We start from the raw sequence: 12,936 nt of genomic DNA, 5'->3' as shown, positions 1-12,936 counted from the left end.
GCTGGAGATCGACCGCCCGGACCCTGCTCGCCTTCTTCGGCGTCACCCTCGGCCTGTGGACCTTTCCGGGGTGGATCTTCGTCGGTTTTTCCAGCCGACCTCCATCGCAGCCTCACCATGATCATCAAACGGATCAGACGCTGAGACTGCGGTGAACGGACACGCTATCCTCCTGACCGTCGCCGCCGCGCGCGTGGTACGGTCGCTACTCAAGACGGGTTCCAGATGACCACCCCAGACTCCGTTCAAGGCCTTGATCTCCGCCGCGTCCAGTTGGTCCGCAAGGCGGTGCTGCTGGTCGCGATCCTGCTCGTCGTGGCTTTGGCGGCGATCACCCAGTCCATCGGCGGCGAGACGGAATGGCACGGGGGCCTCGAAACGCTCGGCATGGCGTCCATGGTCGTTTGCATTGTCGGCCGGACTTGGTGCTCGCTCTACATTGGCGGCCGCAAGAAGGCCGAGATCGTCGATCGCGGCCCCTATTCGATCAGCCGCAATCCGCTGTATGTCTTCAGCTTCCTCGGCGCCTTCGGCATGGGGGCCCAGACCGGGAGCGCGACCATCGCCGGGCTCTTCGTGCTGATCGCCGTCCTGGTGTTCGCCGCCACGGTGAGACGCGAGGAGGCGTGGCTCGCCGACGCCTTCGGGCCGACCTACGCGGCCTATGTCGCCCGTACGCCCCGCTTCTGGCCTGATTTTTCGAAGTGGCGCGACCAGGAGACCATCGAGGTCCAGCCACGGTTTTTCCTCACGACGCTCAGAGACGGTCTCGTCATGCTGCTAGCCTTCCCCCTGTTCGAGGGCCTTGAGCATTTCCAGAAAATCGGTTGGCTCAGGGTCCTGTTTAGCTTGCCTTGACGCCGGATAGGTTGATCCGACCGCTTGCATCGCAGGCGGTGAGGGAAGGAGTGATCCCTTGGCCATACATTCCGAAGTCATACAGTTCACGGTGATCCGCGGCGATGGCGATTGGCGCGTTCTGCGCGATGGACAGAATTCCGGACAATTCGACTTCAGCGTCGACGCGATCGAGTCCGCGTTGGTCCGGGCGACGACGCTTATCGACAAGGGCGCTCGGGTCGAGGTTTTTGTCCAGGACGCGGCCGGCCAACTTCGCCAAGTCGATCCGGTCGGCGGCGAAGTGCTGCACTGATGACCGTCCAAGGCTTGCGGCCGACCGCATCGACCGGGCCTGGACCCGCGGTCATCTCATCGGCCGGTCCTGAAATCTGCGCTGCTCGCCCCGGTGCCGATGTTCGCGGCTAGTAGCTGCCGTCGTTCGGCGCCGGAGACCTTGATTGACGCATCCGTGCGCCGGCGCGCTGCAGGGCCTCGATCTGCCGCTCGACCGTCTCATCAAGCGTCTCGACCAATCGGACTCCGATTTCATCGCCATGTCGCCAGGCGACATCCGCCATCTGCACTGCGCCGCCTGGCTGGATCTCCAGGCGCAGTCGGCCCGTCAAGACGACGCGGGAACTCAGGCGAAGCCGCGCGCCGTCCTCGTGGACGTCGCGAAGGATCGCCTCCACGACCTCGTTCCACGGACCGCAAGTAATCCGGCAGCGCAAAACGCAGCGCTCGCGTTGAATGGAACGACGGTCGGCGTCGGCTTGAGCGGATTTCGATCCTGTCCTCATTGGCCTCAACTTGCCCAGGCGAGCTTTCAAAACCATGAGCGCCGATCGGCTACTCGTCTGGATGCGTCGATCCGGGCTAAGACCGTCGGCATGAGCGCACCCCTCAGGTCTGGCCTTGGAGCGGTCCCCCGAAGCATTTGGGCGATCGGGTTCGTCTCCCTGTTGATGGACGTCTCATCGGAGATGATTCACAGCCTCCTGCCCGTCTTTCTGGTGACCGGCCTGGGTGCGAGCGTCGCGCTCGTTGGACTGCTCGAAGGCATCGCCGAAGCCACCGCGTCGATCACCAAGGTTTTCTCCGGCTGGCTCAGCGACCGCCTTGGCCACCGCAAATGGCTGGCGGTGGCGGGCTATGGCCTGGGCGCCTTGACCAAGCCGATCTTTCCGCTCGCGGTGACCCCGTTCGAGGTGTTCGGCGCGCGATTCGCGGACCGCGTCGGCAAGGGCATTCGCGGCGCGCCCCGCGACGCCCTCGTCGCCGACATCGCGCCGCCCGGGATCCGCGGGGCGGCGTTCGGTCTGCGCCAGTCCCTCGACACCATCGGCGCTTTCGCCGGCCCCCTCGTGGCAATGGGCCTCATGTTCGTTCTCGCGGGCGACATCCGTGCGGTATTCGCCTGGGCCGTGGTTCCAGCCGCGCTTGCGGTCGCGGTGCTCATCTTCGCGGTCCAGGAGCCCCGACCTGTCGACGGCGTGCGTCATCCGCGACCGCCGATCCGATGGAACGATGTGCTCGCGATGGGCGGTGCGTTCTGGTCTGTCGTCGCCTTGGGCGTGGTGTTTACCATGGCGCGGTTCAGCGAAGCCTTCCTGGTGTTGAGGGCGCAGGATGTCGGCCTCGCCATCGCTCTTGTGCCCGTGGTGATGGTGGTGATGAATGTGGTCTATTCGGTGGTGGCCGCGCCCGCCGGGAGCCTGTCGGACCGGATGGATCGACGCTGGCTGCTCATCCTGGGCCTCGCGATTCTGATCGCCGCCGACGTGGTCCTCGCCTTTGTGGCGACTGTTCCAGGCGTTCTGATCGGGGTCGCCCTGTGGGGCCTGCACATGGGCCTGACCCAAGGACTGTTGGCGGCTCTGGTCGTGGATACGGCCCCGTCGCACATGCGCGGGACGGCCTTTGGTCTGTTCAATCTCGCCAGCGGCGTGACCTTGCTGGCGGCCAGCGTCGTCGCCGGCTTGCTGTGGTCCCGGATGGGGCCGGAGGCGACGTTCATCGCCGGGGCGGTTTTCGCCCTGCTGGCGACGGCAGGGCTTGTGTCTATGGTATCGCGTCGTCCGGGCGGAGAGAGGGAGGCCCTCTAGCGGATTCTTGGCCATTAGTCGCCGCCCTCGACCGCACTGGAATCATCAGTAGACTGAGGGCTTCATCAGCCCCACCTCGTCGAATTCCTGGAAGACCTTAGGCGCACTCGAGGTTGAAGTTCTGCGGTTCGCCGGACACCTGTGCCGCCAAGGCACCGGCCCGCCGACGCTCAGCGATGGTCGCGATCTGAAGGGAAAGGCAAGGCATGGTCTGTAAGACCTCGGATCCTCCCGGGAACCGCCAGCCTGGGGCCTGTCTGTAGGCCGGGGAACAGATCATATCCGCTCCAGCGCCCCCTTAAGCTTCGCCGCGACCTCCGCCGCCTTGTCCGACAGCGCCGGATTTCCGATCGACTGCATGGAGGCGACAGGATCGATCGCGGCGACCTCGATACGGCCGTCCGACCGTTCCTGCACCACTACATTGCAAGGCAGCATGGTGCCGACCTTGTCCTCGATCTGCAGCGCCTCATGGGCCATAGCAGGATTGCAGGCGCCCAGGATGAGATAGGGTCGGAAGTCCACGTCGATCTTGGTCTTCAACGTCGCCTGCACGTCGATCTCGGTGATGACGCCGAAGCCTTCCTGCTTTAGCGCCTCGCGGGTCCGGCCGACCATCGCGTCGAACCCGTCCTCGAACGTCCTGGAAAAATAGTAGGGCATGGCTTCGTCTCCATTGCAGATATCGCGCGGCGATCAGTCGGCGGTCGACCCGTCTTGCGCCACCTCGGTCATCCAGCCCCACCGCCGGAAGATCTCCGCCCCGGCCGGGGATTGAAGGAACTCCACGAATTTCCGGCTGTCCGGATCCTCGCGCCCCAGCGCGGTCACGACCGCGCCCGCGTCGCGATAGATCCGGTAGGGCTCCTCGACCTCGACCAGATCCGCCACGTCCGGATTGGCCACCTGCCAGATGTTCCAGATGATCCAGGCGTCCAGGGTGGGGTCCGCGACCCAGGCCGCCCTGGCTTCGGCGCTGTTGGCGGCGAATACGGCGATGTTCTTTCTCAGAGCGCGCACGCTGCGGATGTCGCCCCCGCGTCCGGCCATGTCTTCCCACAGTCCATCCTGGCCCGCGCCGTTGACCACCACGATGCGGTGGCCCGGTTCGAACAGGTCGACCATCCCCTCGATTCCGTCGGGATTGCCCGGCCGCACCAGGATCGCCGCCCGGCGCAGATAGACGGGCTCGACGTCGGCGGCCTCGATACGCCCCTCCATGGCGGTCACGAAGTCGGTCATCATGGTCTCCGACCCGCTGAAAACCACGTCCGCATTCAGTTTCGCGTCCGCCAACCATTGCGGCGTCGGGCCGGCGACGACGGTCACCTCGCGTCCGTGCATCCTCGTGTAGGTTTCGGCGGCCTCGCGCATCGCCGGGGCAGGCCCGCCCGGTCCGTAGACATGCAGCGGGTCGGCCAGGGAGGCCGTGGCCCACAAGAGCGATGCGAGCGCCCCGCCGACGATGAGGGTATGCGACGTCATGGGGCGGTCCTTCTTGATTGCGCCAGGCCGACGAGATGCGTCTCGCAGGGCCTTAACGACCGGCGGGGTCGCCTTGATCCGTCGAGCGCGTCGCGGCCGGATTCGGAGGGTCTGCTCATCCGCCTTCGACGAGAAAGTCCGCGCCGACCGGTCGATCCAGAACCTCGCCCACCCAGGCTCGCAGATCTCGCCCGAGCGCGGGATCCGGGCGCGCCGCGCGGTAGACCAGATCGCCCGCGTGGAGGGAGCGAGCGAGCAGCGGGGCGGAGAAGTCGCCGGCGCCGACAGGGTCGAAATGCCGTCCGTAGTTGGCCGCGACCAGCGGCGCGTAAAGCGCCGGATCGGCCGTTAGCCGCTCCGCCGCGTCGCGGTAGGCCTCGACGACGACCTCGAGCTGCCGGCGCTTCTCCCCGGCCAACAGGACCTTGTCCGACACATGCAGGCCGCCGAGCGGCAATTGATTTGCGGGGAAGGCGGCGAACCCTGAGAAGATCGCCTGCAGGTCCAGGGCGGTGAACGGCGCGGCCGGCCCGGCTGCCGGCGTCGTTCTTGATCGGGCGACCAGGCCCGTGCTTCCCGGACTGGGCACGGTGATGGCGGCGGCCTGACCCGACATCATGCGCTGCATGCCCGCTTTGATCGGAAGATACTCCACCTGGAGATCGTTGACGGGATCGACCCCCTGGCGACGGGCGGCCGCCTGGAAGATCAGGTCTCCGCCGCCGCCTCGGCCGGATCCGACCGGGCCGCTGACGATGGTGGTCCGCCCTTTCAGATCCTGAAAACCTCGCACCCCGGCGGCCGCGACCTGGAAAAATCCCCGCCAGGTGGTCAGGGTGTGAAGCCGAAGGTCGGGAACGGCGCCGGACAGACGCTTCTGGGCCGCAACATAGGTCATGGCCAGCATCGCATCCGCCTCGCCCGAAGCGAACAGGGCGTCGGCGTCCCGCGACTCCGCGATCGGCAGCAGTCTCACTGGAAGCGAGGGATCGAGGCTCATGGCCAGGATCAGCGGAAACACATGAGGGTTAGGAGCTGTCGCTATGCCCAGCCCTTGATCGGGCCTGAGACCCGCCACCGCCATCCCGGAGTAGGCCGCCGCGCTCGCCCCGATGCTGACCGCCAGAAGGCGTCGCCGGTTCAGCCGGGTCATGAAATCTCTCGCGCCGTCCACCCTGTCGAACTCAGTCATCTGGAAGTTCCCTTTGACGATTGGACGCGACCTAGAGCGTCTGCGGCTTACGCCAGTCTTAAGGGGGTAGGTCATTTGACAAATCACCTCAGATAAATCCCAGAGACCGGACGCTTCGGTAGAGCATGCAGATAGCCACGACGAAGATCAGCGCCGCGAACACCGAGTTCAGCGCGCCCTTCTTGTCGGAAAGGTGCTTGGCCAGTCGCGAGCCGAACAACCCGCCCACCACGCCGCCGCCGACGAAGACGAAGGCCAGCGGCCAGTCGACCCAGCCGGACAGGGCGTAGTTGAACGCCGTGGTCAGGCCAAGGCCGTCACGCCGACGAGCGAAGAGCCCACGGCGTAACAGATCGGCATGCGGGTCGATTACATCAGGCTCGGCACGATCAGGAAGCCGCCTCCGATCCCGAAGAACCCGGACAGGATGCCGGTTGCCGTCCCTGTGCCGATCAGCTTGGGTGCGTTCTTCCGCGTCAGCAGGACCGTCGCATCACCCGAAGCCGATCGGCCGCGCATCATCAAAGCGCCTACGACGAGCATCAGCACCGCGAACAGGGCCAGCAGCTGTTGGCCGTCGATGGTCTTGCCGAGAGTGGAGCCGACCAGCGCCCCGATTACGCCGGACACGGCGAACAGCCCGGCGATCTTCCATTTCACCGTGCCGCCGCGCGCATGGGTGACCAGGTTGGCGGCGGCGTTGGCGGCGACCGCGAACGCGCTGGTCCCGATCGCCAGATGCGGATCCTTCACGCCCACCAGATAGACGATCAGCGGCACGGCCAGAATGGATCCTCCGCCGCCGACCAGGCCGAGCGAGAAGCCCACGACCGCGCCTGCACCAGCGTCGAGGACGTATTGAACCAGGCTGAGCACGGTCACGACCGGGGCGTCCGCGCCGCCGGCTCCGGCATCAGCCCCGCCCCTAGAGGCGCGGCCGGAGGCCGCCCAGATCGAGGCCCGCGCTCCGGGCGGCCGCGATCAGCTCGTCGGCCGGCCGCTCCCCCCTGCGGGCCAGCGCCCAAAGAATCGTCGTGCGCGCGCCCGAGCGGCAGGAGCCCAGGATCGGGCCGGGCAGATTCTCGAGGGCCGCTTTGAAGGCCGCCACGTCGGCCGCTCCGATGGCGGCGCCGACCACCGGAATGTGGCGAAACTCGAGACCGGCGGCCTCGGCCGCGGCGGCGATCTCGGCGGCCGCGGGCTGCCTGGGCGCCTCGCCGTCGGGGCGGTTGGAGATGACGGAACGATAGCCCCGGGCGGCGAGGGACGGCAGTTCCGCCGGACTCAGCTGCGGCGAGATCGAGAGGGTTTGATCGAGCGGGCGAATGTCCATGACGGTTCTCTCCTGGGCCGGATGGCGGCGGGGGCGAGGGCGGGGGCGCCTTGCGGCGTCCGTCGTTCAACCCAGGCTGACCGGAAAATAGTTGGCGGGAATACGGAAGAACACACGACCGTCGGCCTCCGCCTCGGGCAGGACGCCGCCGCGGATGTTCACCTGAAGGGCGTAGAGCATCAGGTTGGGCAGCGGCAGGGTCGCGTCCCTCGCCTCCCTGAGGGTGACGAATTCGGACTCGGAGCGCCCGCCGCCGACGTGGATGTTGTCGCGGCGCTGCTCGGCCACGGTGCTGAAGCAGGCAGGTTCCCGACCGTCCGGCCCGTAGTCGTGGCCGACGAAGACGCCGGTTTCTTCCGGCAAGGCCAGGATGTCCTGGATGCTGCCGTACAGAACGTGGGCGTCACCGCCCGGAAAGTCGGCTCGGGAGGTGCCCGCATAGGGCATCATCAGGGTGTCGTGCACGAAGGCGCAGCCGCCGACGACATAGCTGATCGACGCCAGGGTGTGGCCGGGGGACAGCATCACCCGGCCCTCCAGTCCGCCGATCGGGAAGGTGTCGCCGGCGGCGAACAGCCCGTCCCACTGGCGGCCGTCGGTCGCGAAGCTGTCGGGCGGCCGGTAGATGTCCTTCCACAGCGACTGGACGCCGCAGACCTTCTCGCCGATGGCGGTCGGGGCCCCGAGTCTCTCGCGCAGGTAAGGGGCGGCCGAGAAATGGTCGGCGTGCGGATGGGTGTCCAATATCCACTCCACCTTCAGACCGGCCTCGCGGACATGGTCCACCAACGCGTCGGCATTGCGGGTGGAGGTGGCGGCGGCCCTTTCGTCGAAATCCCACACCGGGTCGATGATCGCCGCCACGCCCGTGTCCGGATCGCTGACCACATACTGCCAGCTGCCGGTCTTTTCGTCATGCAGCGCCGCCACCTGTGCGCCGCCATGGCTGATGTATCGCATCGATGATCCTCCGGGGTGACGGATGCCGTCAGGCGCAACAACTTCCATGATCACGGAAAGGATGCGGGATGAACGGCGCCCAGAGTCAGACGACAATGACGCTGGGGGGCCGCGGACCGTCGCCGACGACGTTCCTTGACAGCCAGCGTCGCAGGGCCGTGATCGCATCGATCGGCAGATCGCGCCGCCCGGTCCCATATCGCTTGGGCACGCCCTGGGTGGTGACGAAGGCGCAAGGGTAGACGCGCTCCGGATCGACCGGCTCATCGCCGACAAACAGGCGATCGACGCGCTCGCCTTTCGGGTTCTCGAGTTTCACGAACACCGTCAGGCCGCGGCAGCGCTTTATGTAACCGCCCATCTGGGCATAGGGGTCGGCGGCGAAGGTGCGCTCCAGATTGTCTTCCAGAAGCTCGTGAATCTCCGCTCCGGTCAGATCGACCCGGGAGACCGGCGGGTTCATCGGAATGATGTTGTAGAGATCGTTCAGGGTTACCGGGCCTGGCGCGACGGGCGCGCCGTAACGCCACCCGTTCGAAAAGGCGATCTCGACCTCGGCCGCCGCCGCGATCGCGTCGAGAAGGACGTCGTCCATCGGCGCGCTGGGCATGGCGTAGCGGTGCAGCGGCTGGGTCGTGCGGCCGACCACTTCGGAGAGCCTGTCCCGGTGCGGCGCCATGGCGTTCTCGACCAGGGCCGCGATCTCCGGATCCTCAGGCCAGCTGTCATCAACGGGGATCAGCTGGTGTCGATGGCTGACGATCCGCCCCGCCTCGACGTCCAGGTCGAGCCGCCCGACGAAGGCGCCGTGACAGCCGGACTGGAAGATGATCGCGCCGTTCACCATCACCGGCTCATGCATGCGGTTGTGGGTGTGGCCGCTGTGGATGACGTCGATGCCCGCCACGTCGTTGGCGAGCTGGACGTCCTGGGGAAAGCCGAGGTGCGACAGGACCACGACGAGATCGACGCCCTCGTCCGAGCGCAGCGCCTCGACGTGATCCCGGCATTCCGCGACGCCGATCTCGAAGCGCAGTCCCTCGCTGAAACTGGGGGGCATGGTCTTGTCGACGATCGGACAGGCCAGACCGACGACCCCGACCTTGAGTCCGCCGCGGTCGAACACGCGACGCCCGTCAAAGGCCGGAGCGCCGTCCGCCTTGCGAAAGACATTGGCGGCCAGCACCGGATAGTCCAGCTGCGCGGCGAGCGTGGCGAAGCCGGCCGGTCCATAGGCGAACTCCCAGTGCGCCGTCATGGCGTCGATCTTCAAGGCGTTCATCGGGGGAACCAGGGCTTCGCCCTTCGATTCCAGGGCGACATAGGAGCCGTGGAAGGTGTCGCCATTGTCCAGGGTCAGGGCGGCGCCCCCCGCCTCGATCCGCGCCTCGGCGAAGATCGAGGCGATGCGCGCGAGCCCACCCAGCCTCTCGAACCGCCAGCCGCCTCCGGTTCGCACCATTTCGGGGTGAGGCTCGAGATAGCCGTGCAGGTCGTTGATCTGAAGCAGGGTAAGATGGGCCATGGCGGTCGTGCTCCGTTCAGCGCAGCGGTTCGCCCGCGCGGATGCGGGCGATCACCGCCTGCAGCTGCGCCAGGGGCATGCCCCCGGGGATCAGGTTGCCGTTGATGATAAAGGCCGGCGTGCCCTGAAGGGCCAACGCGGAGGCCTCGCGTTTGTTTCTGTCCAGGACGGCGTCGATCTCGGCCCGGTGGGTCTGGAGGTCACGATCCAGCCGGGTCATGTCCACGCCGGCGGATTCAGCCAGGGTCCGAATGTCGTCCTCGCCGGCGATGCGATTGGCCGAGCGCATGAAGGCGTTGTGAACGGCTTCGTATTTGCCCTGATAGCCAGCCGCAAGCGCGGCCCGCGCCGCCGCCGTGGACGGCTCGCCGAAGATCGGCCAGTCCTTGTAAAGAATGCGGACCTTGGGGTCGGCTTCGAGCAGGGCCGCCAGTTCCGGGTTCATCTGGCGGCAGTAGGGGCAGTTGTAGTCCATGAAGCCGATGATGGTGACGTCGGCCTTCTCCGCCCCGATGAACGGCGCGGCCGGCGTCCGCAGCAGGTCGGCGAAGCCGACGCTGGTGACGAGGGCGCCGTCCTGCGTGGCCGTGCCGGCGGATTCCGTCGTGGAATTCTCGGCCCCTGCGGGGTTGCAGGCGGCCAGCGTCAGGGCGCCCAGGACGGTGGCGACCATATGATGTGTATTGAGCATGCTCTTCTCCAGTGATGTCTCGAATGATGGGGAACCGTCAGCGGGCGATGGCCTGCAGTTCGGCGTCGATCTGTTCAGGCGAAATCTCGCCCATATGCGATTTTCGAAGGGCGCCGTCGGCGTCGATGAACAGCGTCACCGGTATGCCGAGCGTCCCGTAGTGTCTTGGCAAGGCCATCGCCTCGTCGAGCAGAACAGTGTCCAGCTCCAGGCCCTGGCCGTCGAGGAAGCGGTTGATCGTTTCCGGACCTTCGCCCTGGTTGACGAAGAGGAACCGGACGTCCGGATTGGCCGCCTCGGCGGCCGCCAGGACCGGCATTTCCCGGCGACACGGCGGGCACCAGGTGGCCCAGACATTGATCACGGTCGGTCGGCCATCGCCCTCGGCGAGGTTCAGCGGGGCGCCGTCGATCTGAGCCAGGGTAAGGTCCGGCATCGGCTTGGCGTCGGTCTGGGCGGTCAGTTGGTAGGCGACGTTCCAGACGAAGACCGCCGCGATCACGGGAGCGAGCCCATAGGCCATCAGACGGCGCTGTTTGAGAATTAAAGGGCTGGCGAGGCCGACCGCGACCAGGGCCCAGGGCCAGGAGAAACCGCCCTGCCAGACGGCGAAAATTCGCAGCAGGTCCCCTTCGAAATAGGACCAGTGACCGATCACATGAACCAGGCGCGCTACGGCCACGCCGCCCAGCGCCACCACCGTGCTCCAGGGGTTGAACCGTCCGCTCACCCGGCTCGCGAGAATCCCTGACACGATCAGGAAGGCCGCCACGCCGAGAATGATGGCGAACCGTTCGGCCGACAGAACCAGAGGCCCGATGACGATCGCGCCCATCTCAGCCTCCCTGCGCCAGGGTCAGGGCGTCAAGAACGCCCTTGGCTCCGGTTTCGCCGACGATCCGCGTATCGGCGGGCTCGCGCGCTTCGGCGTCCAGGAAGATCATCGTCGGGGGACCAACCACGGCGAAGGCTTCCATCAGGGACCGCGCCTCGACGTCGGTCTTTGTGACATCGACCTTGATTAGCGAGACCTCCCCCAGACGGGCCTGGACCTCAGGATCCTCGAAGACCTCGCGTTCGATGACCTTGCAGCTCACGCACCAGTCCGCCGTGAAATAGACCAGCGACGGCCGTCCGGACTGGCTCGCCATGCCGGTCGCCTGTCGCAGCCCGGCCTCGTCGGTCACCACGGTTTCGGTGTAGTCCGGGGGAGCCGCCGCCGCCCGGGCGCCGCCGAAGGGCTCGAGGGGTTGCAGGGGATCGGTCGCGCCCGCGCCCGCGCCCACCAACAGCATCACGCCCCAGACGGTCGCCGCCAGCCCCGCGACACGCGCCATCCGCGCGCCGAGGCCGTGCGCCGGATCACGCTGGAACAGCCCGAGCGCCCCGGCCGCCATCAGAAGTAGCGCGGCGCCAGTCACCAGGGTCACGACCGGCGGCAGGATGCGGGATCCCAGCCACCAGGCGGTCGCCAGGAACAGGAAACCGAAGACGGCCTTGACGCGGTTCATCCAGGGGCCGGCTTTGGGCAGAAGGCGCGCGCCCATGGTGCCGAACATGATCAGCGGCACGCCCTTGCCGAGACCCAGGGCGAACAGGGCGCCGGCCCCCAGCGCGAGATCGCCGGTCTGGGCGATGTAGAGCAGGGCTCCCGCGAGCGGCGCGGTGACGCAGGGCCCCACGATCAAGGCGGATACGAATCCCATGCCCGCCGCGGAGGGCGCCGAGCGTCGGCCCGTGCCGCGGTCCACCGCCAGCCGCGACGTCCAGGCGGACGGCAGCTGGAGTTCGAACAGTCCGAACATGGACGCGGCCAGAACCACGAAGACCAGCGACAGCGCGCCGACCGCCCAGACGGATTGCAGCGCCATCTGCAGATTCTGCCCCGACCAGGCGGCCGCCATGCCCAGAAGCGCGAAGGCGGACGCCAGGCCCAGAACGTAGGACCCGGACAGGATGAAACCTCGCCGGGGGTCGCGCCCGTCCACGCCCCGTCCGATCACGCCGGCGAGGATGGGGTACATGGGGAAGACGCAGGGCGTGAACGCCAGCAGAATTCCGAAACCGAAAAAGGCCAGAAGCACCCAAGCGGCGCCGCCGTGCAGGGACAGGGATTCCACCATTCCGCCGCCCGACTGGAGTTGCACCTCGCCGGTTCCGGAGGCGACGGGACCCGGGGCGGCGACGCCGCCGGGGCTTTCGGCGAACGACGCTTCGGCGGCGGCGATCGCCAGGGCGCTGGCGCTCGCCGCGACCGGGTCCGAAGGGTCGCTGGTCGCCAGGGTTTGCGCGGGCGCCGCGCGGCCTTCCGGCAGAACCGGCAGGGCCACGGTCTCGGTGACGGGCGGGTAGCAGATCGAGTCCTCGACGCAGCCCTGATAGGTGATGTTGATCGTTTGGGAAGAGCCGGCGCCTTCGAGCGTCGCCTGGGTCAGGGTCGCCTGGCCGGCGTCGCGCCAGATTTCGACGACGCCGAAGCCGGGGTCGTCCTTTTGCTGGCCCGGAGCCAGGTCCAGGGCGAGCGCCGTCTTGCCGTCCGCCGCCGTGGCCACGGTATGGCCCCGGTAAAGATAGTGTCCGGGCGCGATGCGCCACGCGAAGGTCACATCGCCGGCCTCGGTGCGGGTGACCGAGAGGGCGAAGGCGTCCTGCGGAGACAGGGGCGCCTGGGCTGCGGCGGGCAGGCCGCCGGCCAGCGCCATGACCATCAGGGCGAGGGCCAGCCTGAGGCCGGAAATGAAGGCGAACCGCTTTTTCATGCGGCGTCGATCGTCATCGCAGCTTAAGTCAGCCTTAAGCCTGGAG

Annotated in this window: 13 protein-coding genes and 1 pseudogene; 3 read left to right on the top strand and 11 right to left on the bottom strand. The window is 67.3% G+C overall.

The window, feature by feature from the left end:
- The first annotated feature begins 225 nt into the window (after positions 1-225).
- Together PSV23_RS15480 and PSV23_RS15475 are read left to right on the top strand one after the other, a co-directional pair.
- The gene (locus PSV23_RS15480) at positions 226-858 is read left to right on the top strand and encodes an isoprenylcysteine carboxylmethyltransferase family protein (RefSeq protein WP_300470730.1); all 633 of its coding nucleotides are present in this window, start codon (positions 226-228) and stop codon (positions 856-858) included.
- A gap of 58 nt (positions 859-916) precedes the next feature.
- The gene (locus tag PSV23_RS15475) at positions 917-1,153 is read left to right on the top strand and encodes a hypothetical protein (protein ID WP_300470728.1); all 237 of its coding nucleotides are present in this window, start codon (positions 917-919) and stop codon (positions 1,151-1,153) included.
- A 109-nt stretch (positions 1,154-1,262) separates the two neighbouring features.
- Here the strand turns inward: PSV23_RS15475 and PSV23_RS17410 are convergent, their stop codons facing one another.
- Positions 1,263-1,640, bottom strand: coding sequence for a PilZ domain-containing protein (locus PSV23_RS17410; protein ID WP_366524251.1), 378 nt, complete (start codon positions 1,638-1,640; stop codon positions 1,263-1,265).
- A 90-nt stretch (positions 1,641-1,730) separates the two neighbouring features.
- Here PSV23_RS17410 and PSV23_RS15470 point away from each other — a divergent pair, with 90 nt between their 5' ends.
- A complete protein-coding gene (locus tag PSV23_RS15470) occupies positions 1,731-2,945 on the top strand; it encodes an MFS transporter (protein WP_366524254.1) in 1,215 nt (404 codons plus the stop codon).
- Positions 2,946-3,221: 276 nt separating this feature from the next.
- On the opposite strand, the gene PSV23_RS15465 is transcribed toward PSV23_RS15470, so the two are convergent.
- The 10 genes and pseudogenes from PSV23_RS15465 to dsbD all read right to left on the bottom strand — a co-directional run bounded on the left by PSV23_RS15465 (position 3,222) and on the right by dsbD (position 12,890).
- Positions 3,222-3,608, bottom strand: coding sequence for a DUF302 domain-containing protein (locus PSV23_RS15465; RefSeq protein ID WP_300470724.1), 387 nt, complete (start codon positions 3,606-3,608; stop codon positions 3,222-3,224).
- 33 nt (positions 3,609-3,641) lie between these two features.
- Positions 3,642-4,430, bottom strand: coding sequence for a substrate-binding domain-containing protein (locus PSV23_RS15460; protein WP_300470722.1), 789 nt, complete (start codon positions 4,428-4,430; stop codon positions 3,642-3,644).
- Between the two features lie 115 nt (positions 4,431-4,545).
- On the bottom strand, positions 4,546-5,622 hold the full coding sequence (locus PSV23_RS15455) for a hypothetical protein (protein ID WP_300470720.1): 1,077 nt from the start codon (positions 5,620-5,622) through the stop codon (positions 4,546-4,548).
- An 88-nt stretch (positions 5,623-5,710) separates the two neighbouring features.
- Positions 5,711-6,498, bottom strand: a pseudogene (locus tag PSV23_RS15450) (sulfite exporter TauE/SafE family protein).
- Positions 6,499-6,547: 49 nt separating this feature from the next.
- Positions 6,548-6,955, bottom strand: coding sequence for a TIGR01244 family sulfur transferase (locus tag PSV23_RS15445; RefSeq protein WP_300470717.1), 408 nt, complete (start codon positions 6,953-6,955; stop codon positions 6,548-6,550).
- Positions 6,956-7,021: 66 nt separating this feature from the next.
- Positions 7,022-7,915: an MBL fold metallo-hydrolase gene (locus tag PSV23_RS15440; RefSeq protein ID WP_300470714.1), complete on the bottom strand. Its 894-nt coding sequence runs from the start codon at positions 7,913-7,915 to the stop codon at positions 7,022-7,024.
- Between the two features lie 85 nt (positions 7,916-8,000).
- Positions 8,001-9,440 (bottom strand): bifunctional metallophosphatase/5'-nucleotidase, encoded by a 1,440-nt coding sequence (locus tag PSV23_RS15435; RefSeq protein WP_300470712.1) that lies wholly within the window; start codon positions 9,438-9,440, stop codon positions 8,001-8,003.
- A 16-nt stretch (positions 9,441-9,456) separates the two neighbouring features.
- Complete coding sequence (locus PSV23_RS15430; RefSeq protein WP_300470710.1) at positions 9,457-10,131, bottom strand: DsbA family protein; 675 nt, start codon at positions 10,129-10,131, stop codon at positions 9,457-9,459.
- Positions 10,132-10,168: 37 nt separating this feature from the next.
- A complete protein-coding gene (locus PSV23_RS15425; RefSeq protein WP_300470708.1) occupies positions 10,169-10,966 on the bottom strand; it encodes a TlpA disulfide reductase family protein in 798 nt (265 codons plus the stop codon).
- 1 nt (position 10,967) lies between these two features.
- Complete coding sequence (dsbD, locus tag PSV23_RS15420; RefSeq protein ID WP_300470706.1) at positions 10,968-12,890, bottom strand: protein-disulfide reductase DsbD; 1,923 nt, start codon at positions 12,888-12,890, stop codon at positions 10,968-10,970.
- Positions 12,891-12,936: the final 46 nt, after the last annotated feature.

It is taken from the genome of Brevundimonas sp., from assembly GCF_029946145.1.
In the GTDB taxonomy this organism is placed as follows: Bacteria; Pseudomonadota; Alphaproteobacteria; order Caulobacterales; family Caulobacteraceae; genus Brevundimonas.
This window is presented reverse-complemented; position numbering and strand designations above follow the sequence as displayed.